Origin of the sequence: Cytobacillus sp. Bac17 (assembly GCF_024519925.1) — a bacterium.
Classification (GTDB): domain Bacteria; phylum Bacillota; class Bacilli; order Bacillales; family Cytobacillaceae; genus Cytobacillus; species Cytobacillus pseudoceanisediminis.
Map to the genome: position 1 here is coordinate 175,722 of NZ_JALJRC010000001.1, position 26,855 is coordinate 202,576.

General features: G+C 39.9%; 25 protein-coding genes, 1 pseudogene and 1 riboswitch. Of the genes and pseudogenes, 6 read left to right on the forward strand and 20 right to left on the reverse strand.

What is annotated here, in order from left to right:
- Positions 1-18: 18 nt before the first annotated feature.
- A riboswitch (SAM riboswitch) is annotated at positions 19-123 on the reverse strand.
- Between the two features lie 161 nt (positions 124-284).
- Both NR125_RS00885 and NR125_RS00890 read right to left on the reverse strand, forming a co-directional pair.
- Positions 285-869, reverse strand: coding sequence for a DUF421 domain-containing protein (locus NR125_RS00885; RefSeq protein WP_019382452.1), 585 nt, complete (start codon positions 867-869; stop codon positions 285-287).
- A gap of 117 nt (positions 870-986) precedes the next feature.
- On the reverse strand, positions 987-1,187 hold the full coding sequence (locus tag NR125_RS00890) for a cold-shock protein (RefSeq protein ID WP_009334826.1): 201 nt from the start codon (positions 1,185-1,187) through the stop codon (positions 987-989).
- 335 nt (positions 1,188-1,522) lie between these two features.
- Between NR125_RS00890 and NR125_RS00895 the strand changes: the two genes are divergently transcribed.
- The gene (locus tag NR125_RS00895) at positions 1,523-1,801 is read left to right on the forward strand and encodes a phage holin family protein (protein ID WP_372675447.1); all 279 of its coding nucleotides are present in this window, start codon (positions 1,523-1,525) and stop codon (positions 1,799-1,801) included.
- Between the two features lie 52 nt (positions 1,802-1,853).
- Here NR125_RS00895 and NR125_RS00900 read toward each other — a convergent pair whose 3' ends face one another.
- The 4 genes from NR125_RS00900 to NR125_RS00915 form a co-directional block, all read right to left on the reverse strand.
- Entirely contained in the window at positions 1,854-2,180 is a 327-nt protein-coding gene (locus NR125_RS00900; protein ID WP_019382453.1) for a hypothetical protein, read from the reverse strand.
- A gap of 128 nt (positions 2,181-2,308) precedes the next feature.
- Complete coding sequence (locus tag NR125_RS00905; protein WP_372675450.1) at positions 2,309-3,064, reverse strand: SDR family oxidoreductase; 756 nt, start codon at positions 3,062-3,064, stop codon at positions 2,309-2,311.
- A 351-nt stretch (positions 3,065-3,415) separates the two neighbouring features.
- Entirely contained in the window at positions 3,416-3,565 is a 150-nt protein-coding gene (gene rpmG, locus NR125_RS00910) for a 50S ribosomal protein L33 (protein ID WP_071157840.1), read from the reverse strand.
- Positions 3,562-4,764 carry a GTP-binding protein gene (locus NR125_RS00915; protein WP_071157842.1) on the reverse strand — a complete coding sequence of 401 codons (1,203 nt, stop codon included), beginning with the start codon at positions 4,762-4,764 and terminating at the stop codon, positions 3,562-3,564. The genes rpmG and NR125_RS00915 overlap by 4 nt, the downstream gene beginning before the upstream one ends.
- A gap of 297 nt (positions 4,765-5,061) precedes the next feature.
- On the opposite strand from NR125_RS00915, the gene NR125_RS00920 reads away from it, so the two are divergent.
- Positions 5,062-6,054 carry a permease gene (locus NR125_RS00920; protein WP_009334831.1) on the forward strand — a complete coding sequence of 331 codons (993 nt, stop codon included), beginning with the start codon at positions 5,062-5,064 and terminating at the stop codon, positions 6,052-6,054.
- Between the two features lie 10 nt (positions 6,055-6,064).
- The gene (locus tag NR125_RS00925) at positions 6,065-7,039 is read left to right on the forward strand and encodes a TIGR03943 family putative permease subunit (protein ID WP_256814644.1); all 975 of its coding nucleotides are present in this window, start codon (positions 6,065-6,067) and stop codon (positions 7,037-7,039) included.
- A gap of 32 nt (positions 7,040-7,071) precedes the next feature.
- On the opposite strand, the gene NR125_RS00930 is transcribed toward NR125_RS00925, so the two are convergent.
- The 9 genes from NR125_RS00930 to NR125_RS00970 all read right to left on the reverse strand — a co-directional run bounded on the left by NR125_RS00930 (position 7,072) and on the right by NR125_RS00970 (position 16,757).
- The gene (locus tag NR125_RS00930) at positions 7,072-8,760 is read right to left on the reverse strand and encodes a methyl-accepting chemotaxis protein (RefSeq protein ID WP_256814645.1); all 1,689 of its coding nucleotides are present in this window, start codon (positions 8,758-8,760) and stop codon (positions 7,072-7,074) included.
- Positions 8,761-9,093: 333 nt separating this feature from the next.
- Positions 9,094-9,405, reverse strand: a complete 312-nt coding sequence (locus NR125_RS00935) for a DUF3870 domain-containing protein (RefSeq protein WP_009334835.1) — start codon at positions 9,403-9,405, stop codon at positions 9,094-9,096.
- 49 nt (positions 9,406-9,454) lie between these two features.
- Complete coding sequence (locus tag NR125_RS00940; protein ID WP_256814760.1) at positions 9,455-10,660, reverse strand: acyl-CoA dehydrogenase family protein; 1,206 nt, start codon at positions 10,658-10,660, stop codon at positions 9,455-9,457.
- A 14-nt stretch (positions 10,661-10,674) separates the two neighbouring features.
- Positions 10,675-11,862, reverse strand: a complete 1,188-nt coding sequence (locus NR125_RS00945; RefSeq protein ID WP_256814646.1) for a CaiB/BaiF CoA transferase family protein — start codon at positions 11,860-11,862, stop codon at positions 10,675-10,677.
- Positions 11,863-12,171: 309 nt separating this feature from the next.
- Positions 12,172-13,170 carry a VanW family protein gene (locus tag NR125_RS00950; RefSeq protein WP_050807834.1) on the reverse strand — a complete coding sequence of 333 codons (999 nt, stop codon included), beginning with the start codon at positions 13,168-13,170 and terminating at the stop codon, positions 12,172-12,174.
- Positions 13,171-13,333: 163 nt separating this feature from the next.
- Complete coding sequence (locus NR125_RS00955) at positions 13,334-13,501, reverse strand: hypothetical protein (RefSeq protein ID WP_009334839.1); 168 nt, start codon at positions 13,499-13,501, stop codon at positions 13,334-13,336.
- Between the two features lie 22 nt (positions 13,502-13,523).
- Positions 13,524-13,670: a hypothetical protein gene (locus tag NR125_RS00960; protein WP_157380246.1), complete on the reverse strand. Its 147-nt coding sequence runs from the start codon at positions 13,668-13,670 to the stop codon at positions 13,524-13,526.
- Positions 13,671-13,785: 115 nt separating this feature from the next.
- On the reverse strand, positions 13,786-15,231 hold the full coding sequence (locus NR125_RS00965; RefSeq protein ID WP_009334840.1) for an APC family permease: 1,446 nt from the start codon (positions 15,229-15,231) through the stop codon (positions 13,786-13,788).
- A 137-nt stretch (positions 15,232-15,368) separates the two neighbouring features.
- On the reverse strand, positions 15,369-16,757 hold the full coding sequence (locus tag NR125_RS00970; RefSeq protein WP_034297113.1) for an aminotransferase family protein: 1,389 nt from the start codon (positions 16,755-16,757) through the stop codon (positions 15,369-15,371).
- A 269-nt stretch (positions 16,758-17,026) separates the two neighbouring features.
- Between NR125_RS00970 and NR125_RS00975 the strand changes: the two genes are divergently transcribed.
- Positions 17,027-18,436, forward strand: a complete 1,410-nt coding sequence (locus NR125_RS00975; RefSeq protein WP_009334842.1) for a sigma-54 interaction domain-containing protein — start codon at positions 17,027-17,029, stop codon at positions 18,434-18,436.
- Between the two features lie 144 nt (positions 18,437-18,580).
- On the opposite strand, the gene NR125_RS00980 is transcribed toward NR125_RS00975, so the two are convergent.
- The 5 genes and pseudogenes from NR125_RS00980 to NR125_RS01005 all read right to left on the reverse strand — a co-directional run bounded on the left by NR125_RS00980 (position 18,581) and on the right by NR125_RS01005 (position 24,452).
- Complete coding sequence (locus NR125_RS00980) at positions 18,581-19,795, reverse strand: CaiB/BaiF CoA transferase family protein (protein WP_009334843.1); 1,215 nt, start codon at positions 19,793-19,795, stop codon at positions 18,581-18,583.
- A gap of 62 nt (positions 19,796-19,857) precedes the next feature.
- Entirely contained in the window at positions 19,858-21,036 is a 1,179-nt protein-coding gene (locus NR125_RS00985) for an acyl-CoA dehydrogenase family protein (protein ID WP_009334844.1), read from the reverse strand.
- 39 nt (positions 21,037-21,075) lie between these two features.
- Complete coding sequence (locus NR125_RS00990) at positions 21,076-21,876, reverse strand: enoyl-CoA hydratase/isomerase family protein (protein ID WP_009334845.1); 801 nt, start codon at positions 21,874-21,876, stop codon at positions 21,076-21,078.
- A 33-nt stretch (positions 21,877-21,909) separates the two neighbouring features.
- Positions 21,910-22,832, reverse strand: a pseudogene (locus NR125_RS00995) (hydroxymethylglutaryl-CoA lyase).
- A gap of 228 nt (positions 22,833-23,060) precedes the next feature.
- Positions 23,061-24,452, reverse strand: coding sequence for a sigma-54 interaction domain-containing protein (locus NR125_RS01005; RefSeq protein WP_009334846.1), 1,392 nt, complete (start codon positions 24,450-24,452; stop codon positions 23,061-23,063).
- 213 nt (positions 24,453-24,665) lie between these two features.
- On the opposite strand from NR125_RS01005, the gene NR125_RS01010 reads away from it, so the two are divergent.
- Positions 24,666-25,214, forward strand: a complete 549-nt coding sequence (locus NR125_RS01010) for a hypothetical protein (RefSeq protein ID WP_192908537.1) — start codon at positions 24,666-24,668, stop codon at positions 25,212-25,214.
- Positions 25,215-25,326: 112 nt separating this feature from the next.
- Positions 25,327-26,841 (forward strand): sodium:solute symporter family protein, encoded by a 1,515-nt coding sequence (locus NR125_RS01015; protein WP_009334848.1) that lies wholly within the window; start codon positions 25,327-25,329, stop codon positions 26,839-26,841.
- The last annotated feature ends 14 nt before the right edge of the window (positions 26,842-26,855 follow it).

Below are 26,855 nucleotides of genomic sequence, written 5' to 3' on the forward strand. Positions count from 1 at the left end.
AACAAATCAATCGTTCTCTTCTTATCTGCCAAGCACCTATGCTTGCTGGATTTGGCACAGCGCTCTATAGAGCCCGCTGCCGAGACATCTTCGGGCCAGTCCCTCAGTCTCTCTTGATAAGTGATTTATATGAAATTATTCTGAAATAACTCACGCTTGAAAATTATACAGGAAACTCGCGAAACTTCAAGCACTTTTTTGTTATAGATTAAGAATCTGAATAATACTTTAAAAGGGGAAAGATGGGGATTATGAATTTAAAAAAGCCGCAATGCGGCTTAAAATTAGTGCAGATCTTTTGAATTTGGCGGGGAATGCCCCTTTTTCAGCTCCTGAAATATATCACCTGATGCTTGTGGTGCAGGCTGAACGGGTGACTGCAAAATCATTTCTCCTATCAGCCTTTTAAATTCTCCAACAGTCAAAGGCTTCGCATCATTCATTAACTCATACCCAAGCTGTCCATTCGGTTCAAGCGTAGCCATTTTGACATCTGAAATTTTTGTGATTCCGTTGGTTCTAAGCCTCATTTCCAGCTGATCAGCTGTAAAGCGCAGCTTCCTCATATTTGCTGTTTTTAGCTTCCCGTCCTCAATCACAATTTTGGATTTGCCCGTTATAAATTTTTCAATAAAATTAAACTTTACCTGCAGATATTCCATTAATATTAATGATCCGATTAAGATAGCTGCTGCCACAATCGTTTTCCAAACACTTGTCTCAATGATCGGCTGAATGATAATGGTACCTATTGAAATCATCACAACTGTTTGAGCTAATGTCATTTGCGAAATGGATTTTCTTCCGGCCACACGTAAAAGCAATACCCCTGAAAAAATTAAAAGGACTGATTCCCATAAAAAATCCATCTTATACCACCTTCCCTTTTTCCCATAGGTTGTGGCATAGCATGTACTTATATACAATCGTTGATAAATAAAACAGCCTGACCAAATGGCCAGGCTGTTTTTGTATGGGTCTGTCGATTATAGTTTAGTTACGTTAGCTGCTTGAGGTCCGCGTGCACCTTCAACAACTTCGAAAGAAACTTCTTGGCCTTCTTCTAAAGATTTGAAACCTTCAGATTGGATAGCAGAGTAATGTACGAATACGTCGTTTCCGTCTTCACCTTCGATGAATCCGAAACCTTTTTCAGCATTGAACCATTTTACTTTACCGTTTTTCATGAAAAAAATCCTCCTATTGGCTAGAAAAAGCCATGTGTAAATTCACCATATACACGCTTATAACTTTACGTTCATTACTCATCCAGACCATTGCCTAACGGTTGAAAAAGCAGCTAGCAAAATATAACACGATGCATAACGGCTGATTCAAATTTAGCACTTATAGGAAGGAATGTCAACTATACCACCCGTTTGCAAAAGGAATTTTCAAACTATTTCGTCTTCCGTAGATTCCAAAATGTGTAAATCTATCATGATATATCTACCATTTTAGAGACAATCAGACAAACAAATTATATGATGCATTCATAAAATATAGAAAACAGGATCAGGAGGTGAGTGGATTGAACTTACTGGATTTTTTAAACCAGAATTATTACATGCTGGTCCCGGCCTTGTGGGTAATTGGGTATGCATTGAAACAGACACCAAAAATTCCTGATTGGTCCATCGTATGGATTCTTGTAATCATTTCTGTTTCCGCAGGCAGCCTGGCATTTGGCTTTTCTTTTGAAGGGCTCCTTAACGGAATCGTTGCAGCAGGCGTTGCGGTGCTTGGACATCAAATGATGAAACAGACTATAGAAGGTGCATATAGCAATAAAAAGAATTAGATGATATCAAAAAAGGTTCATCCCAATTAGGATGAACTTTTTATTTACTCTATTATTTTAAGCTGGCCAGAACTTTTTCAATATACTCACCAGTCATTTCCTGTGCTTTTGCCAAACTGTATACATGATTCGATGCCCAGTAATCATAAAGCCTGGCAAGATCATTTCGGTCATATACTTTATTCGCGAATGTGCTGAAGAAATAAACGATCAGGACATTCACGACATTTGCCGGCAGCTGTTTTCTGTTTGCAAGCGTGCCCAAAGCGATTTTTTCCAATCCTCTAATATTACCGCCTGTTAAGTATTCAACCATCTCAAGCGGGGAGGAAGTTTCACACTTTTGAATAAAATCAGGGTCATTTAATAAATTTAACATAGGTCTCTCCCCTCTATAACTTCTATTTATACACATTTGGAGGAGATCAATAAACCCTTTTGGGTATTTTGTATCAAAAATGATATAAATAGCTGAGATTTGTTAAATAAATGTCACTTGCTTTTAGGTTAACCGCGAATGAACCCTCCCTCGGAATGGATCACCTGCCCTGTTATCCACTTTGACTCTTCACTTGCCAGAAATGCTGCAAGATTGGCTGCGTCTTCAGGCTGGCCGATTCTGCCGGCTGGAAATTTAGGCAATAGGTGATTTCTTATGCCTTCATCCATCCATGTAGAGTCTGTTGGACCAGGGTTAATCGCATTGACGGTTATTCCTAAATGAGCAATTTCTGTTGACAGAGATCTGGTAAACGCCGTGATGGCTGCTTTAGTAGAAGCATAAGCCAATTCACCGGGCATTGGACCCAGCTCTTGTCCGGAAGTCATATTAATGATTCGACCGTAAGGCAAATTCCAATCCGGAAATCTTTTGGCAAATTCAGTGCAGAGAAGAAATAGGGCTCTCATATTAACCGCATAGTGTGCGTCCAGTGTTTTTGCATCAAGCTCCAGATATCCATCTCTTGTTGAATGAGCTGCATTATTAACAAGTATCATCGGCTTTCCAACTATCAAGGCAGCAGATTCAAGCACCTTTTCTGCTGATTGAACATCCGATAAGTCTGCTTCAAGACCTTTGCATTCAACCCCGATTTCCGATATCTCATTGCTGAATACTTTTTCCCAATGGGGCTCGGCATCCCAATAAGTAAAGAATATGTTAAAATTTTGAATAGCCAGCTTTCGGCATATAGCAGCACCTATGCCTTTATGGCTGCTGACACCTGTAACAATAACAGTCTTATTCTGTTGATTCATCAGCTTTCCCTCCAATTTGGCCTGCTGCGGGGTAGCCAGGAGATAAAGATTCCAATAAAAAAGCAGATACACAACAAGGTATCAGCCAGCTTATGGTTTAAGAATTCACAGCAGGGCATACCTTGTTTTCATCATTTTTAAAAATAGAGAGACCTTTCCGACATTATGAGAAAACTGCTCTATTTTAGCTAAAAATGATTACATGTTCTGCCACATAATAGAATCTCAATTCCCCTTCCGTATATCTCCTAGTTTGAGAATATCTGCAGGGCCGGGAAAAATCAACATAATTTTTCAGATTGCTCTGTTAGTTTCCGTCAGAGCTCATCCGGACATTAAAAGGAAACGATTATGTTATTTTGTCTCCCTGTGCAGGGTGTGTTTTTTTAGCTTTGGAGAGTATTTCATTAATTCAATCCTATGTGGATTATTTCTATTATTTTTGGTTGTTATATAGTTGCGATCCCCTGTTTCAATGCATGCCAAAGTAATTTTCACTTTCATACTATTTCCTCCATCCTAGTAGAATTAAAAGGTGGCAGCCTGTCAGCCAGCCTGCTCCAGGCTGAACTCATTTCTTTGTCGGTTAGTAAACAATCATCCAGGCTTGATGCAACCTCTTCTTGTTTCATATCCATGCCAATGAATACAAGCTCTGTCATTCTGTCTCCAAATTCCTTATCCCATCTAATAAGAAGTTCTGGGTCATTTTTTAAAATTTCGTTTCTTTCCACTTCTGGAAGGGCTGCTATCCATTCCCCGGCACCTTGCAGTGTTATGGATGGCCCTGCCTGAGACAGGAGCCCAGCCATGTCATTTCGGGAAGCCAGCCAGAAAAAGCCTTTGGCTCTCACAATATCTGCAGGGAATTCTTCTAGCCATTGCATGAATCTTTCTGGATGGAAAGGCCTTTTCCTTCTATATACAAAGGATGAAATTCCATATTCTTCAGTTTCCGGTGTATGTTCCTCATTAAGCTCCTTAATCCAGCCTGCTCCCTGGCTCGCCGTTTCAAAATCAAAAAGACGAGTATGAAGGATCTCTTCCGGTTCAACCCCTGAATTTACGGCATTAATAATTTTCGCTTCAGGATTTAACTTTTCTAATATAGCCCTAAGCTCATCAGCGCTTTCCGGATCAACCAAATCCATCTTGTTCAGCACTATAACATTTGCGAATTCTATTTGATCAATTAATAAGTCAACAATTTCCCGAACGTCACTTTCATCTGTGCCCTGTTTGCGGTCCAGCAGAGTTTCTCCGGATGCAAAGTCATGCCAAAAACGATTTGCATCTACAACTGTAACCATGGTGTCAAGAGTGCACCATTTTGAAAGGTTAATACCCAAACTTTCATCCATATAAGTAAAAGTCTGGGCAATCGGAATAGGTTCTGAGATGCCTGAGGATTCAATCAGGATATAATCGATATCCCCTTCTTTAACCAGCCTTTCCACTTCTATCATTAAGTCTTCTCTCAGGGTACAGCAGATACAGCCGTTTTGAAGCTCAACCAGCTTTTCATCGGTTCTGGTAAAACCGCCTTTTTTTACCATGGATGCGTCTATGTTGACTTCACTCATATCGTTTACAATCACTGCAATTTTCTGATTGCTGCGATTATGTAGTATGTGGTTGAGCAGAGTGGTCTTTCCTGAACCTAAATAGCCGCTCAGTACAGTGACGGGTAACTTCTTTATCATGGATTCTCTCCTTTTCGGTATAAATAGTAATTATTACGATTTATTTTTGATTACTCCCCCTCACCCTGATTAGATATAGTGTTTACTCGAGAATATTGGTGGATTTTTATTAAATCGTAATTGTTACGATTTAAATCATATTAAAATTTTCTTTCGATTGCAAGGATAGACTTTATATTTTTTTATCCTCCAATTCTCCTATCCTTTCAAAATGCTCATAATCCCATTTACAATATCATAAAATTAATATAGAGTATAAAACGAAATCATTACGATTTTTAAACACAGGAGGATACTATGAATCGAGTTGTTCGCAGCCATATCATTGATATAACGGGCATAATTTTGATAGCCATTCTGGTATATTTAATATCTTTCAGCTCTGGCTTAGGTTTATCTTTTGATATTCCCCCTTCTCTGTTAAATTTGAATGTTATCTTTATCAGCATCTTAATAGAAGCGTTGCCTTTTGTCCTGATAGGTGTGCTGATTGCAGGGTTTATCCAAATTTTCATTACAGAAGACCATATAAAAAGGTGGATACCGAAAAATAGAACGGCTGCTGTTGTCATGAGCTGCGTGGCGGGCGCCCTTTTTCCAGCGTGTGAATGCGGAATTGTCCCCATTATCCGCCGTCTTATGTCCAAGGGTGTTCCAGTATATGCAGCGATTGGTTTTATGCTGACTGGGCCCTTGATTAATCCCATCGTCATTGCTTCTACATACATGGCTTTTGGAAACGATTTTGAAATGGCGGGCTTAAGAATGGGACTTGGATTCCTAATTGCTATAATAGTCGCCTTTAGTGTGAGCATCTTCTTTAAGTCCGGGCAATTGAAAAATAATCTTCATTTACCCCACAGCAGCGAATACAATCGTTCTTTCCTGGACCGGATTTGGTCGATGCTGACTCATTCAATCGATGAATTTTTTGACATGGCCAAATATTTAATAATTGGTGCTTTATTAGCTTCCATTGTACAAGTCTATATGCCCGCAAAAACATTTCTTCAAAATGCTGATAATCCGGTTGTATCCTTGCTGATCATGATGGGCTTTGCTTATGTGTTGTCACTATGCTCAGAGGCAGACGCTTTTATTGGTGCCTCATTCAGCAGCATATTTCCTAAGTCTTCCGTACTGGGGTTCCTGATCTTTGGTCCAATGATCGATTTTAAAAATACAATCATGATGCTTAGTGTGTTTCGGATGAAGTTTGTTCTTGGGGTATTAGCGCTGACTGCTTCCGTTGTCTTTTTCACGCTGGTTCTTGTACAGAATTTCATTTAGGAGGATTGCTATGAAAATCCATTTTCAGCAGGCATTGAGGGCGCTGATTCTACTGGCTTTTTGCGGACTGATTTTTCAGCTTCATTATACAGGCGATATAACCAAATATATTAATCCGAAGTATGTCCGCTTAAGTCAATCCGCTTCCATACTGTTTTTATTTTTATTTTTTATTCAGATTACCAGGATATGGAGTTCCAAAAGAGAAAAAGAGGATCACGAACACCATCACGGCGAGGATTGCTGCCACCATGACCATCATAGCTGTTCTCATCACCATGATCATGGTGATACACCGTTTACAGGTAAAAAGCTGCTTTCATACTCTATTATATTATTTCCACTTTTAACAGGATTCTTCTTACCCGCGAGGACGCTTGATGCTTCAATTGCTGAAAAGAAAGGCGGGCTGGCCATACTTGGGAATCAAAAACAAGAGGTGAATACATCGGCAGGCTCTGAAGAATCAGACTTTGACCTTGAAGACTATTCTTTTGAAGAAGAGCTGGAAGAAGTTGAGGAGCTGGAACATGACCTGTCTGTAAATGAAGAAGTAGAGGAAATATCCAATGAAGAGTTTGAGCAATTAAAAAAGGACCTTTATTCGGCTTCTGCTATTAAGATGGATGATAAAGTTTTTAGCTTGTATTATGAGGAAATCAGTAAGGATATTGATAAATTCATCGGCAGGGAAATTGAATTTCAGGGATTTATATATAAAGAAGAAGGACTTGCTTCCAATCAGCTTGTCATTTCGAGGTTTTTGATTACGCATTGTGTGGCAGATGCAAGTATAATTGGCTTTCTTTCAGAAATGGAGGAAGCTCCGGAACTCTATGATAATATGTGGGTTAAAGTTAGCGGAGTCATAGATAAGGCATCCTATAATGGGACGGAGCTTCCTCTGATTAAAATTAAGGAATGGAAAGAAATTGAGGAGCCGTTTATTCCATATCTGTATCCCTTAACCATTAAAGTCTTATAGTACAAATCAAAAGGGACTCAGCTGAGTCCCTTTTATAATTTAAATCTCGATACAACCTCCTGCAGTTCTTCCGCAAGCTTTGCAAGTGATCCTGCTGAAGTTGATACTTCTTCCATTGTCGCGAGCTGTTCTTCTGTTGCGGCAGAAGTTTCCTGTGAAGCTGCTGCATTTTTTTCTGAAATGTCCTGCACATTTGTCATGACTTCAATGATCTGGCTGGTTAAGGCAGTCAGTTCCTCCACTGAGGATGAAACTTCCTCGACTTTATATGTTACATTACCCATTGAATCGGCGATTTCGGCAAAAGCAGCACTTGCTTCCATCGTGTCTTCAAGGCCTTCTTTTACCTGCTCATTCCCTTTCTCCATTGCCTGAACGGCCTGCTTTGTTTCTTCCTGAACAAGTCCGATCATTTGCTGAATCTGAACAGCAGATTGTTTGGAACCCTCTGCCAGTTTGCGGACTTCATCGGCGACAACCGAAAAGCCCCTGCCATGCTCACCAGCCCTTGCAGCTTCAATGGCAGCATTGAGTGCAAGCAAATTGGTCTGCTCGGCGATAGTGGTGATCAGTTCCACAATATTGCTTATTTCTCTTGATCGGGATTCGAGCGTATAAATATACTGTGTGGCATCGCCTACCGAAATATTTATTTCATTCATCTGCCTTACAACATTTTCGACTGATTTAGTGCCTTTTTTAGTTAAGAAATCAGTTTTTTCTGCTGCTTCAAGCATCAGCTCGCTGCTTGATGAGATCTGCTGCATTCCGGAAGCAATCTCCTCCATTGAAGAGGATACCTCTCTAAAACGGTAAAGCTGCTGTTCAGTGCCAAGGGCATTTTTTTGTGAAATAGCAGCAACCTGTTCTGAAGCCAATGAACTTTCCTCTGCACTCGCAGCCAGTTCCTCACTGCTTGATGCAACTTGTTCTGAAGTGCTTCTTACCTGGCTGACCACAGATCTCAAGTCTTTTACCATCTTATTTAAAGATAAAATAAACGCTCCTATTTCATCCCTGTTTTTCACTTTAATGGAGCTCTGGCTTAAATCTCCTCCAGCCACCTTGTCTATCGTGGCTGCAGCCTGATTTATCGGCCTTGAAATCATTCTGCTTATAAAATAAGCGATCGCCATCGCAGCCAGAATGGCTGCAATCGTAATGATTAAAGTAATGACCTGAGCGGATTTTACGCTGGATACTGTTTCATTTATCCCGGCATCTAATTGGGATTCGTAAAATTTTACAAGTTCATCCGCTTTTTTGTTAAAATCCTGGCTGACCTGTTTATCAGAGGTTTCAACTAATGACATGTATGCATTATTATCTTCCAGCTTAAACTTAATTTCCTTATCAATAATGCTCTGGTAGCGATCATGGAGCACTTTCAGCTCTTTCGCCAGCGCCTTTTCTTCTTTATTGGCGGTTAATTTATTCAGTTCATTAATATGATGTTCCATCCTCTTGCGGGAACTTTCATAGTCACTGAGATATGTAGAGTCGCCTGTCAGGAGGTAGCCTCGGATTCCCCCTGCTTCATTCATAAGCTCTGCCTTCAGGGTTTTTACAAGCATCACTTCAGAGACACTTTCATCTAGTAAGCTTTGATAATTTCGGTTAACGTTACCGAGTTCATAATTCGATAAACCGGCTACAAGACCAAATAATAAAAGGACAGATAAAAACCCGAGGAACAGTTTTTTTGCCACAGATAATTTCATGACTTTCCTCTTTTCCAGATAAAATAGGATATTCTACTTATAATTTAACATGAACACACCTGGTAAGTCAGGTCCTTTTTGCCTATCAGTTCATATATTTACAGAAAATTCTCTTCCTTTCTCGTTATTTGCATAAAAACAAAGAAAATGCCGCTAATCCGGCTGGCAGACTAGCGGCGACTATGCAGACCAAAGATCCTTAGGGAGGAGATCTTCTATATTATTGTATTAAGAGGGACTAAAAAGGTGTGGACAAACCCCTCCGCTTTTTGCTTATTTTTTTAACTAACAGAGCCCAAAGCCTTCTAAAGCCATTATCTGAGGTTCTCCTGACTATTTAGACAAAGCAAGCTCATATTGGAGATATACATCCTTAAGCGCTGCCTGAATTGCCTGTCCGGCTTTCCCGCGATAATGGCGCTGTACCCTATTTATGAGTTCTTCAACCCCTTCGCGCAAACAATAGCCTCTAAGAAGCTGGCGGATATATTCACGGCCATGCTCAGTGGCGAGTGTACATGATGAATCAACTATCACACCATATTTAAAGTCCAGTTCCACTGTAATTGTAATAGAATCATATAGGTTTCTCGCAGCCATTCCCTGCGGAAGTTTGGCATGCCCGGCAATAAAATATGTGTTCATACTTTCATCCTCCCTTATGTCACTATGGGGTGTGTGCCGATTCCCTTACTTAATGTACTGATACTTCTTCAAAAGGCCAAGCTGGCAGCTGCTTTCGAAGCGGCTTATCCTCCCTGTATCCCAGAGCATATTCTCCTTGCATAATGGTGTGAATTTCTCTGGTTCCTTCGTAAATCACCGGAGCTTTTGAGTTTCTTAAAAAGCGCTCAACCGGATATTCATCCGAATAACCATATGCACCGTGGATTTGAACAGCATCATTGGCAGCTTCAAAGGCTGCATTGCATGCTATCCATTTCGCAAGGGACGTTTCTTTTGTATTCCTTTTACCCTGATTTTTTAGCCAGCCTGATTTAAACACAAGCAATCTGGAAATCTCCAGATTAGCACTCATTTTTGCAATCATCTGCTGAACGAGCTGATGCCTGCCTATTTCCTTGTCAAAAGTTTTGCGTTCATGGCAATACTTTAGACTTGCTTCTAGACTGGCTTCAATTAAGCCGACTGCCCCTGCTGCTACAGTAAATCGGCCATTATCTAATGCTGACATGGCAATTTTAAAGCCTTCTCCTTCTTCACCAAGCCTATTTGATACAGGCACTCTTACATCAGACAAAAATACCTCGCCTGTGTTGCCTGCCCTTATTCCCAGCTTTCCTTTAATCGCCTTTGTTTCCACACCTGGGAATTTTCGCTCAACTATAAATGCAGAAATTCCCTTGTGCCCAATATCATGTTCTGTTTTAGCAAAAATGAGGAAATTATCCGCTGCATCACAGAGTGAAATCCACGATTTTGATCCATTTAGAATATAAGAGTCTCCATTCCGAATGGCAGTTGAATTCATTGCAGATACATCCGACCCTGCATTAGGTTCGGTTAAACCAAATGCTCCTACCTGTTTGCCTTGCGCTTGCGGCACTAAATACTTCTGTTTTTGCTCCTCTGTTCCCCATTGCAGCAATGTCATACTATTTAAACCTGTATGGACAGATACCGCAGTACGGTAGGCAGTATCTCCGCGCTCCAGCTCTTCACAAATAATTGCCAAAGTGTTGTAATCCATCCCTGCACCGCCATATTCCTCAGGAATGCAAACACCCATTAATTGCAATTCAGCTAATTTTTTTAGTATTGAAGGTTCAAAATGAACTTGTCGGTCCCACTCCTGAATATTCGGGATAATTTCCTTGTCTACAAACCTTTTCACTAATTTTTTCACACTTTGCTGTTCATCAGATAATTCGAAGTTCATCATTTCAATTCCTCCTATATAATTTGATTTTTTCTAAACCTGTCAATTTGGTCGGGATGGTAACCGAGCTGCTCCAAAATAGTTTCTGTATGCTCACCAAACATGGGAGGATGATGCCTCATTTTTACAGGTGATTTAGAGAGCTTAATCGGTGAACCTGTAAGTCTAAGAGTTCCAATAGAAGGATGATCCATTTCTACTACCATTTCTCTGGATCTTATTTGCGGATCATCAAACATGTCTTGAACATTATTAATAGGACCGTTCGGAATCCCCGCTTTATCCAAAATGTCTTTCCATTCCTTTTTTGTTTTTTTTGAGAGCAGTTCTTCAAGTATGGAAATAAGTTTAGATTTATTTTCCAATCGGTTCTCATTATGGATAAACTCTTTCACTTCAGATAAATCCTGTCTGCCTAAAGCAGCTGAAAATCGCTTAAATTGCTCATCATTCCCTACTGCTACAACCAATTCACCATCTTTTGCAGAAAACACCTGATATGGAACTATATTTGGATGCTGATTCCCTAAACGTTGCGGGATAACCCCACTGCATAAGAAATTGCTGGCAACATTAATTAGTGAAGATACCTGGCAATCCATTAAAGAAATGTCTATTTCCTGACCCTCTCCTGTTTTGTTCCGATGCTGAAGAGCAGATAAGATGCCAATACATGTATACAGACCAGTTAGTACATCCGCAATTGCAACACCAACCTTCATAGGGCTCCCATCTGCCTCACCAGTAATGCTCATTAGTCCGCTCATCGCCTGAATAATATAGTCATATCCTGGCAAGTCCTTATATGGTCCAGTTGAACCAAATCCAGTAATAGAAGCCATAATTAAAGAAGGGTTAATTTCTTTCAAACTTTCGTAGCCCAATCCCATTTTTTCCAGCGTTCCTGATTTGAAATTTTGTACAACTACGTCACCTGTTGAAACAAGTTTCCTGAAAATTTCTTTACCTTCTTCAGACTTCAAATTAAGGGTGATACTCTGCTTATTGCGGTTGGCGCATAAATAATAGGCACTTTCTCCGTTTACAAAGGGGGGCCCCCACCACCGTGTTTCATCACCTGTTTTGTAATGTTCGATTTTAATCACTTCTGCTCCAAGATCACCCAGAATCATAGAACAAAATGGCCCGGCTAAAACACGGGAAACATCGATAATTCTAATTCCTTCTAGAGCACCCTTCACTTTTTCACCTCTTTCAAACGATTTAAGAAAACAAAAAGAGTCAGCAAAACATACAATGCCCTTACACATTGAACGTTTTACTGACTCTTATTCATGGCTCGTCTTCCGGCAAGGAAGATCAAGTGAAAAAAGTCAATGTCTTGTATTATGATTTATTCATAAAATTTCAAGCCGTACGTGCAGCATGGTTATTGCTGTCAGCGGTTTGTTAAAATTATTATAATTTATTTGATTGAATTTTACAATAATTATGAATAAAAAAGTGCCAGGCACCTATACCAGTTCACATGGTATAGGCGCCCGCACTAGCTAAACGGCTTTCTTTAGCATTCCCTCGTACTTTTTTGCAGTTCTTATTTCAATGGTTAAAACACCATTTCCAAAGTTAGCTTTCACTAGAAGAGGGATACCGGTTGTGTTTTCAAATCTGAAGTCTTTGCCACCATAGGATACTGTTGCATCCCTGCCCTTAGGGACATAACCCACTGTTACAGAATGGTGGTGTTTTTCCACATAGCTGACCCCGACTTTATCTACGGCATTGAAAAGGGTGGAGGATGTTTGGCAAATACCGCCCCCAATGCCCATGACGAGCTTGCCATTAATGGCTTCTTCTGCAGGCTGATATCCATGCGCTTCATCACTGGGACCCACTGTTGTATTAAAAGAAAAATGATCTCCGTCACCGAGGATGATATTATTGATAGCTTCTGCTGATAGCTCAATATTTTTTGTCCTGCCTGCCACACCGCTATTGAAATGGGTAGTATAGGACGCGACGACAACTTCGCCTAAATACGGTACATCAGCAGGGTCATAACCACTTTCGGATACATAGAGAGGAAGTTCCACATCCCCTCCGCTTACAGACGCAGCAAAAATCTTATCCACTAATTCACTTTCTTCAAGGATAACTTCGGGCTGCCCTTTAATTATCTTCCCATCCGGTCCTATTTTATCAAGTGTCATCCTTTGGTCATAGCCTTGCTTCGTATCCGTACCACGCGCTATTTCTTTGGCCCATTGGGCAAGATCTGCTTTATATTTTTCATCGTCATCTCCAAATCCCATCTCAGCAGGGCTGAAGGTCTTAAGCACAGCTTTTGTATTAGGATCGATAACATTAACCACAACCGGTTTTACTTCTTCCTTATTTTCCTCCTCTTTGACCTTTTCTTCCTCCTTTACCTTCTCTTCTGCTGCCTTTTTCTCCGGCTCATTATCTCCTGCTGCTTTCCCTGAACACCCGGCTAATCCTATTAAACTGCCAATCAACATTAATAAAATTCCCCATTTTAGCTTACTCATTTTTCCCCCAGCTTTTTCTTGTATTCTTCCTTTCTCTTTATAGGAAGTCGTTTCCATTTTCATATTGTATTCAAGTCGGGGAAGAGGTATTCCTGCACAACATCAGCTCAGTTTGTACCTTTTTTCCTAAATTTAAAAACGCCTGCAGTTAGCAGGCGCTTAATTATACTCCCCCACAGCTGGGTGGATTTTCCAGATGGCTGGATTCTTCTTTCGAAACAGACTCCAGCCCATAACCTGTTGAACTAATTTCAAGTGTCCCTTCTGACGTCTCTCTATTTAAACCCTCACTCCCGCTTTCAGTGCGAAACTTATCATTAACTTTTTTCATAATAACCTCCTAATACTCTTTTCTAACCTTTAATCCCATGCAGCCATTCATGATAACAGCCTTTACATAAAACCTCTTCTTTTTCTTGATAAGCCACCTCAAACGTAATCAAATGTATTTGCTTTCCTTCAATCTCATCAGTGCAATAAAAACACTTTTCACCCATCATGGACCCTCCATAGTTGAAAGTGTTTTTATTTTGAAACAGCTTCACTTTTTTTATACTCAAAAAAAGTACCAGGTACCTATACCACTTTGCCTTAGTGGTATAGATACCTGACCCATTAGCTGCTTTTTTCCTTTATGTCGGTTTGGTTGTCGTATGTTATAACTCGGGCTATTTCGTCATTCATATGTTTATTGGAGTATTCTGTTCCATATTTTGACATGGAGGTTTTATAAAAAACAAAGCCGAGGATAATCCAGGCAAATACGATGACCCATTCGTAAGGCCAGATTAATGCTGAAGGCATTCCTGGCATATATAGAATACTAACGCCAAGTGACATAAAGACCGCAATCCAGCCAGTTGCGGTTCCCCCATGAAGACGAAATGGCCTGTACATATCTGGAGCCTTTTTACGCAAAATAACAAAAGAAAGTGCTACCATAAACCAAGCTACTACTAACCCTAATCCGCCTGCATCAACCAGCCAGACTAAGGCTGGCCTTCCTAACAAAGGTGCAGCTGTTGATAAAACTGCAATCAATAAAATGGCTTTATGAGGAGTATTGTATTTTGGGTGGAGTTCTCCTAAAGACTTCGGAAGCATGCCTGCCCTTGCAAGTGCATAGATTGCCCGGCTTCCCCCAACATAGAATCCAATCCAGCTTGTCAGAATTCCGCCTATTCCTCCAAGGACTAGCAGATTGCCCATCATTTGACTATCTCCAAAGGCTTTTGCCATCGCGTCAGCTGTAACAAGATTGGATTGAGCAATTTCAGAGGGACTGAGCACACGGGAAACGCCGAAAATTACCGCAATATACCAAACAATTGCCATAATAACAGATACAATTAATAATTTCCCAATTTGCTTCTGTGGAAGCTTTATTTCTTCTGCTGCCTGCGGAATGACATCAAACCCAACAAACATGAATGGCGTCATTATCACAACAGTTAGTATCCCTGCCATTCCTTTTTCAAATAATGGCTGCATATTTTGTGTGTTTCCTGAATAAGAACTGCCTGTTATTAATAAAACACCCGCAATTAGAATTAATAATGTCAAAATGAACATAGCTGCAGTAGAGAATTTAATGCCACGATAATTTATCCAGGCGATAAAAATAGATCCTATGATACCTACCCCTGCCCATGTTATCGTGACATCCCAATCTGCCACTGTGTATAAGTAGCCTTTACTATAATTAGGGATCAAATACTCAAAAACAGTTGGCAGTGCAACTGCTTCGAAAGCAACTACAGAAACATATCCTAAAATTATTGCCCATGTAGTAATAAAACTGGCAACCCTCCCCATGGCTTTAAAACTATAAACATGTTCCCCGCCTGCCAATGGAAGAGCCGATGCCAATTCTGCATAAGTTAAACCAACAAAAGTAACAAGCAAGCCTCCAATAACAAAGGCAAGAATAGCACCCAATGAGCCAGCTTCTGTAATCCATAGGCCGGCAGTAACAACCCAGCCCCAGCCGATCATTGCCCCAAATGCAAGAGTAAGTACATCACGGTTTCCTAGTGTTTTTATAAACCTGGTTTCACTCATTCATTTACCTCCACTCAAATTTTGGATGAAGAAAGCCTAAGTAAGTCCATTGTTAGTCAAAATATAATTAATTTTCTGTTTTTTCATCTGTTTTTAGTGCCTACTCTAATGAATAGGCACCCGATCAATATTAACTATTAAACACTTTGTAATTTCAAACTCTTTTCAACCACCTGAATGGAATCCGAGAAGATCGAAATCACTTTTTCAATTTCTTCTTTATTAATAATAAGCGGTGGTGAAAGGGCAATTATGTTTGTTCCTCCAAAGGTAACGGCCCTCACAATTAATCCTCGGGATAGACATTCTTCAACCAGTTTTTGGGCAGCCATTTTCTCAGGTTTAAAGGGAATTCCCTTTTCCCTATCCTCAAACAATTCAAATGCACCAATCAAACCCTTTGCCCGTGATTTTGTCACCAGCGTATGATTCTCAGTCAAATACTCAAAGCCTTTTTTCAATTCTTTTTCCATCTTGCTTGCATGAGCCGGCAGATTTTCTTTTTCAATAATTTCAATATTTTTTAACGCAACTGCACAGGCAGCGGGATGACCGCTATAAGTAAATCCATGGAATAAGACATCATCCGACACTTCAGCCAGGCTGTCCCTTAAGCGTTCAGTAATCGCGACCGCTCCCAGCGGAATATAACCACTCGTTATTCCCTTCGCCATACACATGACATCAGGTATAACATTCCAATGATCGACTCCGAACATTTTTCCAGTTCTGCCGAAACCGCAAATAACTTCATCAGCTATCATTAAGATGCCGTATTGATCACAAAGCTCCCGGACAGCTTCTAAATATCCATTCGGCGGGATAATCACACCGCCTGCCCCCTGAATCGGTTCAACAATAACCGCAGCTATCTTTTCCGGGCCTTCATTTTCAATAATACCCCGAATGCTTCTAGTAAAGTCCGGATCGTTCTTGTCACCCAATTCACAATTCGTTTTGTGGGCTGCAGCATGGAGAAAATCCGGCGCTTGTGAGGTTGTCATATTTTGGAATTGCTGAATTCCCGTTGCGCTTGTCGCCCCTATTGTAATTCCATGATAAGCACGCTCTAAACCAATAATCTTCTTTTTCTCCGGATGTCCCTTCAATTTCCAATAATGCCGTACAAGCTTAAAGGCCGTATCATTTGATTCAGATCCGCCTGAAGTATAGAAAAACACATTCAAATCGCCAGGTGTAAGGCTTGCCAGCTTCTCAGACAACTGAATAACCGATTCGTGAGAAAGATTATTAAAAGATGAACTATAAGCAAGCTTGCCCATTTGCTCCCTCGCTGCCTCCCCAAGTTCCTTCCTGCCATGACCAACATTCACATTCCACAGTGATGCCAGCGCATCAATATAGCGAACGCCATTTACATCGGTTAAGTAAATCCCTTTCCCATCTGTAAAAATCCGTTTCGGGCCGCTCTCCTGATGCTGTCTTAATGAAGATGTTGGATGTAAATAATGCTTTTTATCCAATTCTAAAAGTTTCTTGATTTGATCTTTATTATACGTAGCCAATGCGATTACCTCCTTAATATGATGAATAATATAAAAGTTACTTAATAAAGTAGTGTGCAAGTTTTATGCCAAAAATCTATTACTGCTAGATAAAGAATCCATGAGCTTCAGCTGCGAGTTTAATGATTTTGTGCATTAGTAATAATGCATTTCCGCATTATTGGTTTTTACTATTCTAAATATTACGAATTGTTGATACCTACTTAATATGCTATTATTTCATTACCAGCCTCTATTACCTCAATTTATTAAAAAATGCGGGTGAATTTATGAAAATTTGCGAGCTAACACATTATAAGAATTTGAACCATGAATTGGAGACTATTATTAATACCTGTTTTGATGAAATTTTTGTTACTGACGGCATTGGTACAGTCCTTAGAGTGAATCCGGCCGGAGAGGCATTTTATGGGATGAAGGCAGCTGAAATAGTAGGAAAAAATACGGAAGAACTAGCGAGAAAAGGGCTGTTTTCCCCCTCTTTGTTTCCTATTGTAAAGGAACGAAAAGAGCGGGTTTCAATGATACAGAGAACCAGAACCGGCCGAACGATTCACTGCATCGGAAATCCCTCCCTGGATCCAGAAGGAAATATAGAGTTCATTATTTTTACCTCAAGGGACCTGACAGAAATCAGGCAGCTTCGCAATAAGATTGAGCGTACCGAACATTTACTTGAAAGCTTCCAGGAAGAGCTTGAAGAACTCAGGAGGTTTCAGAACAAAGAGGAAGAAGAATTTATTTCTTTTTCACCAGATATGCGCAAAATTGTGAAAATGGTAGATAAAATTGCAAAGGTGGATTCTACTGTACTTGTTACAGGAAAATCCGGTGTTGGAAAAGGGGTTATCGTATCTCTTATACATAAAAAAAGCAAAAGAAGGAAGCAGTCGTTCATTCATGTTAATTGCGGGGCAATACCGGAGCCTCTCATTGAATCAGAACTTTTTGGGTATGAACCAGGCGCCTTTACAGGTGCTAATAAAGAAGGCAAAAAGGGATTGTTCGAAGAGGCAGATGGAGGCACATTATTTTTGGATGAAATTGGTGAGATGCCGCTTAATCTTCAGGTAAAACTATTAAAAGCTATTCAGGAGCATGAAATCCAGAGGGTTGGCGGAACCAGACCAATACAAGTAGATACCAGAATTATTGCCGCAACGAATAAAGACTTAGAAAAAATGGTGGAAGAAGGAACATTCAGAGAAGATTTATTTTACCGGTTAAATGTAATCCCCATTTATATTCCCCCTTTAAAAACAAGAAAAGAGGATATTTCATATTTAATGGATTACTTTTTAGAAATATCCAATAAAAAATATGGAACTTCTGCATATCTCACCCTAGAAGCAGAAAATAAGCTGATTAATTACAGTTGGCCAGGGAACGTTAGAGAATTGGAAAATTTAATGGAGCGTTTGGTGGTTATAGCTGACAAGGATGAAATTCAGTTAACCGATTTGCCGCATAAGATTGTTAACTCATCTATCGGCCAACAGCAATATGCAGTCCAGATTAATGAAATTTGCTCCTTAAAGCAAGCACAGGAAGAATTGGAAGAACAATTAATTATAAATGCATATAAAAAATACCACAGCTCCTATAAAATCGGCAAAGTTCTTGGCATAAATCAATCAACTGCCTATAGGAAAATTCAAAAATATATAAAAGACCAATAAAAAAACTCCTGGCTGGCCAGGAGTTTTGCATTATTATTAGTCTGCTGGCTTATGTTCACTAAACTTTCTAAGAGAGTCCGAAACCTTCCTCTCACCATGGACCAGAAATCTCCTTTGCTTTTCTCATTCCGCAATACTTCTCATCTACCTGGTTTGTGCTTTTTCTTCAATTGTTTGAACGATTTTATCACTTAATAATTCCTCAATCTTTGCTTCATCATACCCAAGCTTTTTTAAGATATCCTTTGAATTTTCTCCCAGCTTTGGAGGAGCTTGTTTAATCTCTGCTGGTGACATGCTTAGTTCAAAAGGAAGCCGCGGAAGCTTAAATCCTTCAATGCTCGAATGTGCCACACTCTCCCACATTTTGATGGCTTCAGCCTGCTCATCGCCCACAACTTCTGAGATCTTTTTTACCTTTGAGCTCGGTACCCCGGCTTCTGCCAAAAGTTTTACCCATTCATCAGCAGGTTTTGATTGCAGTATGTTCTCAATGGCAACTCTCAAATTCTCTCTATTTTCAATTCTTTTAGGATTAGTCTCATATCTTGTGTCTGTAACCCATTCTTCTTTACCCAGCACTTTGCATAAACGGCTAAACAATGAATTATTGGATATTCCAATCATGACGGGTGCATCACTTGCATAAAACGCCCCATATGGTGCAAAAGCTGTGTGGCCAGCACCATTTTTCTTGGGTTCCTTCCCTGTAGCAAGCCAGGATAGCATATGGTAGCCAACCCAAAAAACGCCTGTTTCATATAGCGAGGTTGTTACCAGCTGGCCTTCTCCCGTTTTTTCTTTATGAAAAAGGGCAGAAATAATGCCAATGGCTCCCCACATAGCACTTCCCTGATCCAGCACAGAAACAGGAACTCTTGCAATCTCTGATCCTTCTGCTCCGTTAATCCCGATAATGCCGGAATCCGCCTGAGCGATCGCATCGTACCCGGATCTTTCTCGCAAAGGTCCGTCCTGGCCGTAAGCAGATAAAGAACAATAAACAAGTGAAGGATTTATTTCTTTTAATTTTTCGTAACCAATTCCCATTTTTTCTGCTTTTTTATAACGGAAGTTCTCCACAAACACATCAGCTTTCTCAACAAGATCGTAAACAATTTTTCGTCCATCATCCTTCTTAAGGTCAATGACAACTGATTTTTTATTGCGATTTATATGAAGGAAATAAACGCCTTCTCCTTCCCAAAAGGGTCCCATGCCCCTTGAGTCGTCCCCAGTAACTGGCCTTTCAATTTTGATGATTTCAGCACCTAAATCCGCGAGAATCATAGTTAAACTGGGGCCGGAAATATTTGTTGTAACATCCACAATTGTAATACCCGATAACGGTCCTGCCATCCTGGTTCCTCCTCCTAATTGAAGAGAGGACCAAATATAATAATGGTCCTCGGATTTTGTTTTTAGAATGAACGCGGCAGCCCTAGAACATGCTGGCCAACATAGCTTACAACGAGGTTATTGGTAATAGGAGCTACGATAAACAGCCGGGCTTCCCTAAATTTACGTTCAATATTGTATTCCTTAGCAAAACCATATCCGCCATATGTGTCCATGGCTGCATTTGCTGCACGCCAGGTGGCTTCTGATGCAAGGTATTTAGCCATATTCGCTTCTGCACCGCAATCCATACCCGCATCAAACATCTCGGCTGCCTTATCACGCATTAATTTCGCTGCCTGAATATCCATATACGACCTTGAAATCGGGAATTGAACTCCTTGATTTTGCCCGATTGGCCTGTTAAATACCACACGCTCATTTGCATATTGAACCGATTTATCAACGAAATACATCCCATCTCCGATTGATTCAGAGGCTATTAAAATGCGTTCTGCATTCATTCCTCCAAGCACATAGCGGAAGCCTTTGCCTTCTTCGCCAATCAGGTTTTCAGCAGGAATTTCGGCCCCTTCGAAAAAGACTTCAGTTGTAGCATGATTGATCATCGTATCAATTGGCCGGATATCAATTTTATCTGCCTGTTCCTTCATATCCAGAATAAAAAGGCTAAGTCCATCTGTTTTCTTTTGCACCTGGTCTTTCGGTGTCGTTCTAGCCAGGAGCATCATTAAATCTGAATGCTCAGCACGGGAGGTCCAAATTTTTTGGCCATGAACGATATATTTGTCTCCCTTTCTCTCAGCAAAAGTTTGAATACTTGTTGTATCACTTCCTGCCGTTGGTTCAGTAATGCCAAAAGCCTGAAGCCTTAATTCGCCACTGGCAATCTTGGGAAGAAACCTTTGCTTTTGCTCCTCGTTTCCGTGCCGAAGCAATGCGCCCATCGTATACATTTGAGCATGGCAAGCTCCTGCATTCCCGCCTGAGCGATTAATCTCCTCTAAGATTATGCCTGCTTCTTTCATCCCAAGACCGGCGCCGCCAAATTCTTCAGGAATGAGCACCGACAGCCAGCCTTCGTCAGTCAAAGCTTTGACAAATGCTGTAGGATAGGCATCTCTCTCATCTGTATCTCTCCAGTATTCTTCAGGAAAGCGCTCACATAAAGTGCGAACACTTTTCCTTATCATTTCATGTTCCGTATTTTCCATTGTTTGTGTATGTGTATTATTTGCCATCTCTGTTCCCTCCAAAAAATTAAATTTATTTATAAATTTTTACTTGCCTTTCCATTGTGGCGGACGCTTTTCATTAAATGCATAGATGCCTTCCAATCGATCTTCAGAATTTGCACATCTATAATAAGCCTCCAGTTCAAATGCCAGCCCTGTTGCTAAATCTGTTTCTGTTCCTTTATTGATTGCTTTCTTTAACGCTTTTAAAGAAAGCGGCGCATTAGCAGCAATAGTTTCAGCCAGTTTAACCGTTTCTTCTGTGAGTGTTTCGCTCGAGAAAATATGATTGATAATTCCGAGCTGCTTTCCTTCTTCAGCACCAATCCGTTTGCCTGTGAAAAGCATTTCCTTAGCCAAACCTATAGGAATGATCCGTGGAAGGAGCTGTGTTCCCCCAATTCCCGGAATAAGCCCTAATTTAGATTCAGGAAGGCCCATTCCTGCATGGGGAGCCGCAATTCTAATATCACAGCTTAGTGCGATTTCCATTCCTCCTCCTAATGCATACCCATTTACTGCTCCAACTACCGGATAAGGAAATTCACGGATTTTCTCCGTTACTTGTTCAAAATAGTCATGCTGTTTTTTCCATTCTTTTTGTGTCATGCCATTCCGTTCTTTAAGATCGGCTCCTGCGCAGAAACTTTTCGTGCCAGAACCCGTTATAATGAGAACCCTTACATTTTCGTCATATTTTAATTCATCCAATACTTCAATTAATTCCAATGCCATTTTTGTATTCATGGCATTCATTGAATTGGGCCGATTTAAAGTTATTTGCACAACCCCTTCCTGATCTGGAGGACATTCTAGTTTAATCGTTTCATAGGTTTGCACTAACATCTAACTCATCCCTTCAAATAATTAATGTATAATTCAGTTCGGTACCGGATACTTTCGGGAGCTTTTTCCTGCTTTTGCTACTTGCCCAGGCAAATCATGGCCAAGTATTTCTTTTAATTTATGAGAAGCAGCAATTAGCGTATCAAGGTCAATGGAGGTTTTTACTCCCATTTCCTCAAGCATGTGAACAACATCTTCTGTACATACATTCCCTGTTGCACCAGGGGCAAATGGACAGCCTCCAATTCCTCCTATAGAAGAATCATAAATCCTGATTCCCGCCTCCATACCGGCAAGAATATTCGCCATTCCCATACCTCTTGTATTATGAAAATGGCAGCCAAATTCAAAATTTCTCCATTCATCTGCAACTGATTTTGTTAAGGTATACACCTGTTTGGGATTGGCCATGCCAGTTGTATCTGCAATTGTAATTCTGTTGATGTTATGTAAAAGGAGTGTATCTAATATTTTCATAATTCGATTCTGGGGAACAATTCCTTCAAATGGACAGCCAAATGAAGTTGCAACTGTTACATTCAATCCAATATTATTTTCAGATGCAAATTGAGATAAAACCTTAAAGCTTTTCAGGGATTCTTCTGTTGTCTGGCGTACATTCTGCTGATTATGAGTATTACTCGCTGAAATTACATAATTTACAGAACGGACACCATTTTCCTGGGCAATTTCAAGCCCTTTTAAATTGGGACTAGGGCAACAAGCTGCATTTTTGCTTCATGCTGCTGAATTTGAGAATAGAAATCTGACGTGTTCGCCATTTGCGGCACTAACCTGGGATGGACAAATGAACCAAATTCAACCTCAGATACCTTTGCCTCATGCAATAAATTAAAGACTTCAAGCTTCTCTTCTGCTGTCAGTACCTTTGATTCAAGCTGAAGCCCATCCCGAAGACCGACTTCATAGATCGTTACTTCGTTTACTAACTTCATAGAATAATTCCCCCATAGGTTTGTTGGAAAAGTCTTAGCTTTATATAAATAGGATACTGTATCCAATCTTCAATTTCAATTATTATTATGAATATTCAAAACATTTTTTATATCCATTCGTTTTTAAACAAAAAAAAGAGTCCTCTGACTCTTTTTGAATGTTTTATTAATAAAAGAAACATCCATTCTATTTTTCAGAATAATAACTATTCGAACAATTCTTCTGTATTATGATTGGATTATCCCATACCTTTGACATTTTCTAGTCAACGTAGAAGCATCTATCCCGAGTTTCTTCGCTGCCTCTCTTAAACTTGAACTTTGCTTTAACATGTCTTCAATAATATCCCGCTCAATGATTTGCATCTTTTCTTTTAATGTATATGTTTCCTTGCTGACTTTGTCTGCAGCTATGTTTGAAGGGAGATCCTTAACGGTAATCGATTGATCGTCTGTCATGATGAAAATTCGTTCAATCACGTTCTCGAGTTCGCGGATATTTCCTGGCCAATGGTAAGCTTCAAGTATTTTGAATACGTCTGGAGAAATCGTTTTGAGTGTCCCATATCTGGAGGATAATTTTTCAGTTGTTTTTAAAATTAATGGAATAATATCCTCTTTTCTTTCCCGTAATGCAGGAATGGTAATGGGAAGAACGTTAATCCTGTAAAACAAATCCTCTCTGAACTCTCCTTTTTCCATCATTTCTTTTAAAGGGCGGTTAGTGGCACAAATAAGGCGGAAGCTTACCTTTTTGGATTTCGTGCTTCCAAGCCTTGTGACTTCAAAATCCTGAAGGACTCTTAATAATTTTACCTGCAGCTTTAATGGCAGTTCGCCGACTTCATCTAAAAACAAGCTTCCATTTTCGGCAATTTCAATTAGGCCAGGCTTTCCTTTTTCACTAGCGCCTGTAAAGGCCCCTTTTACATAGCCAAAAAGTTCGGATTCCAATAAATCCCCTGGGATAGCACCACAGTTCACTTTAATAAACGGGCTTTCTTCACTATAGCTTGTCTCGTGTATAAGTCTGGCGACAACTTCTTTACCCGTTCCTGATTCTCCCAGCAACAATACAGGGGAATCTGCTTTTGAGATTTTTGGAATAAAATTTATAATTGTTTTCATCTGCTGGCTATTTGCAACAATCTTTTCGCTTTTTACATGTTCTTTATATAGACTTAGTTCCCTAAGATAACGCTCTGATCTTTCCTCCGCAGCATTTAGCTGATTTTCCAGCTGACTTAATTCTGATAAATCTCTTGCAGTAATGACGATTCTGAATAGCTTTCTATCCTTAAAGACAGGTGTTCCGGTAACTAACACATTTTTTCCGCTTCTAAACTTCTGAATTAAGGAGACTACCTTTCTATCTTTCTTAACAATTACAGCTACAGCTTTTGAAATCGTTCCGTTTTTCTCAAGTTCAGTGCTTGTCTTACCGATTAATTCATTTTCTGTAAGCCCGGTAATTCTTGTGTAAGCAGAATTAATCCTGACACACTTCAGGTCTGCATCACAAATGTAGATCCCTTCCTGGCATGCATTGATAGCCGCTTCAAGTTCCAGATAATCCTCATAGTGATTTTGATGTTTAATCCATTCCGTTTCAATTATCACTAAATAAAACCCCTTTCTGTTGCAAAACAGCAAGATGTGTTGCGATTACGCAACACTTAGGATGATCATTATTATTCAGATTTATTAAAATAAAATATATATTCAGAAAAATATTCCGTCCTTATTATATCAAAGAGAAATCTAGGAGTCAGCGCTTATTTTTTGGCATGGTTTTTGCATTAATAAAAATGACAGCGCTTTCGGAGGGATAATATGAAAAAAATATATAGCCTAAAAGTTATGGAAAAGTCGGAAATACAAAAGGCTTCACAAGATATAAAACGAAGACAGCTTAAAATAATAGACACATATTTTTTTCCAGCTCTTTTTTCAGTTTGGGATGTTTTATATAAAAGTTTTTTTCAGAAGGAGGTAAAAAGCCGCTCCATTACCGGGGCAGATCTTACGAGAGGCAGTACAGGACTTGCTGACTTTTTTCCGGATTTTGCTGAGTATGATGCGGAAGAATACACAATTATAGAGCCCTCTCTATCACCTGTAAAGCTTGCAGCTGATAGCAGAGAATTCGTAAGAAAATACTATATTCACTATAAGAGAATTTGGACTCCTCCTGTTATTGAATTAGTTAAAGAAGAAGTTGTTTATCTGCCCTACACAATATTATTTGATCCTGACGCGAGCTCCGAGAGAAAAAAATACTTTTTATTAGAGCATTCATCTAAAAATCTGGATCTTCTATCTAACTATCCTCACATTAAGGAAAACTGCTCAAACATTTTGAAAGGAGGTGACAGTCAGTGATTCTGGTTTGGTACCTTGGGTTAGTATTGGCTTCCTGGGTTATTATGGCTTTTATTTTATTTAAAACAGATGTAATTAATGAAGACTAATCTCGATATGCGGGGTGAATGAAATGGTCAATAACGCAACAATTATGTATTCCTGGATTTTTATGGTTCTTTTTCTAATTGCAATGATTTATATGGGCTGGCTAGGCATGATGAAAACCAAAAACTCCGACGATTTTGCAACCGCTCGCTCCTCATATGGCTTTATCACACTGGGTTTGGCCATTACTGCAACAATTGCAAGCGGCTCAACCTTCATGGGTATGCCGGGCTTAGCCTATAGCATGGGTGCTCCAAGCCTTTGGTACCCTATTCTTTATCCTATTGCAACTGTGTTCGGGATGCTCCTGATCGCATCCTATGTAAAAAAGTTCGGAGATAAATTTGGGACCAGGACAATTCCTGAATTTATGGGAGAACGTTTCAATAGTGACTTTTTGAGAATTGTATTAGCTCTTGTTTCAATTTTGTTAATCTTCTATGTAGTCTCCCAATTTGTTGCCGCTGCAACTATGTTCCAAACCATGATGGGGCTTGATTATAAATATGGGCTTTTTTTAACAGGGATCGTGTTAGCGGCGTATGTGTTTATGGGCGGATCACACTCAGATATCATGACTGATGCTGTGCAGGGCTTTTTAATGCTTGTGATCGCTCTTGTTGTAATAGTTACTTTCCTTACAGGAGGCGGAGTTGAAGGCGGTTTTTCAGGCATGATGGACCTTATAAAAGAAAGAAGACCTGAAGGCTCTTTGGATGTATTATTTAAGCCGGGCGATATTACTTATGGCAGTGCATGGCTTGTGTTCCTGCTATTTGTGGCACATATTCCATTCAGCATCCTTCCGCACATAGGCAATAAATTCATGGCCATTAAATCAGGCAAAGAACTAAAAAGACTAGTTATGTTCTGCACAATTGTTGCAACTACTTTGCCGGCTATGACACTAGGAGGTTTGCTGGGTATTGCCTTAATTGACCCCAGTGCCAATATTGCAGCTGACCAGGTAATCCCAGTGCTCTTCAATGAACTGTTTCCGCCAATCATTGCAGGACTTTTTGCAGTAGCAGTGCTTTCAGCCATTATGTCTACATCTGATGGCCTGATAGTATCTCTAACTCAGATTCTGGCAAACGATATTTACAGAAAAACCATTGTGCCGAGGCAAGGAATTGCCCCTGAAAAAGCAGAGAAAGTAGAGATGATGATTAGCCGGTATGGCACATTTGTTGTATTAGGGGCTGCTATTTTGATGGCATGGAACCCTCCTCAATCACTTTCCGTCTTCCTTTGGATAGGTATTGGAGGAATTGTTTCAGCAACAGCAGGACCTTTATGTGTGGGAACTTTATGGAAAAGATCGACAAAGACAGCTGCCATTACATCGATGCTAGCGGGCTCCATATCTTACTGGGTTATCTACCTTCCAATCGGCTTTGGCTTTACAAATCCGTTTGGTGCAGCAGGTATCTCTGTGTTAATTGGAATGGCAGCTATGTATATAGTTACCTTAGCGACAGCAAAACCAACTGAGAAAGAAATTGAAAGAGTATTTGGAAGTAATGATATCTCAGCATAGATATCTAAAATAAT

Bases quoted from the DNA above. Each gene is read 5' to 3' on its own strand.
- NR125_RS00885 (WP_019382452.1), bottom strand. From the start codon at position 869: ATGGATTTTTTATGGGAATCAGTCCTTTTAATTTTTTCAGGGGTATTG.
- NR125_RS00890 (WP_009334826.1), bottom strand. From the start codon at position 1,187: ATGAAAAACGGTAAAGTAAAATGGTTCAATGCTGAAAAAGGTTTCGGA.
- NR125_RS00900 (WP_019382453.1), bottom strand. From the start codon at position 2,180: ATGTTAAATTTATTAAATGACCCTGATTTTATTCAAAAGTGTGAAACT.
- rpmG (WP_071157840.1), bottom strand. From the start codon at position 3,565: ATGAAAGTGAAAATTACTTTGGCATGCATTGAAACAGGGGATCGCAAC.
- NR125_RS00915 (WP_071157842.1), bottom strand. From the start codon at position 4,764: ATGATAAAGAAGTTACCCGTCACTGTACTGAGCGGCTATTTAGGTTCA.
- NR125_RS00920 (WP_009334831.1), top strand. From the start codon at position 5,062: ATGAATCGAGTTGTTCGCAGCCATATCATTGATATAACGGGCATAATT.
- NR125_RS00925 (WP_256814644.1), top strand. From the start codon at position 6,065: ATGAAAATCCATTTTCAGCAGGCATTGAGGGCGCTGATTCTACTGGCT.
- NR125_RS00930 (WP_256814645.1), bottom strand. From the start codon at position 8,760: ATGAAATTATCTGTGGCAAAAAAACTGTTCCTCGGGTTTTTATCTGTC.
- NR125_RS00935 (WP_009334835.1), bottom strand. From the start codon at position 9,405: ATGAACACATATTTTATTGCCGGGCATGCCAAACTTCCGCAGGGAATG.
- NR125_RS00940 (WP_256814760.1), bottom strand. From the start codon at position 10,660: ATGAACTTCGAATTATCTGATGAACAGCAAAGTGTGAAAAAATTAGTG.
- NR125_RS00950 (WP_050807834.1), bottom strand. From the start codon at position 13,170: ATGAGTAAGCTAAAATGGGGAATTTTATTAATGTTGATTGGCAGTTTA.
- NR125_RS00955 (WP_009334839.1), bottom strand. From the start codon at position 13,501: ATGAAAAAAGTTAATGATAAGTTTCGCACTGAAAGCGGGAGTGAGGGT.
- NR125_RS00960 (WP_157380246.1), bottom strand. From the start codon at position 13,670: ATGATGGGTGAAAAGTGTTTTTATTGCACTGATGAGATTGAAGGAAAG.
- NR125_RS00965 (WP_009334840.1), bottom strand. From the start codon at position 15,231: ATGAGTGAAACCAGGTTTATAAAAACACTAGGAAACCGTGATGTACTT.
- NR125_RS00975 (WP_009334842.1), top strand. From the start codon at position 17,027: ATGAAAATTTGCGAGCTAACACATTATAAGAATTTGAACCATGAATTG.
- NR125_RS00980 (WP_009334843.1), bottom strand. From the start codon at position 19,795: ATGGCAGGACCGTTATCGGGTATTACAATTGTGGATGTTACAACAAAT.
- NR125_RS00985 (WP_009334844.1), bottom strand. From the start codon at position 21,036: ATGGCAAATAATACACATACACAAACAATGGAAAATACGGAACATGAA.
- NR125_RS00990 (WP_009334845.1), bottom strand. From the start codon at position 21,876: ATGTTAGTGCAAACCTATGAAACGATTAAACTAGAATGTCCTCCAGAT.
- NR125_RS01010 (WP_192908537.1), top strand. From the start codon at position 24,666: ATGAAAAAAATATATAGCCTAAAAGTTATGGAAAAGTCGGAAATACAA.
- NR125_RS01015 (WP_009334848.1), top strand. From the start codon at position 25,327: ATGGTCAATAACGCAACAATTATGTATTCCTGGATTTTTATGGTTCTT.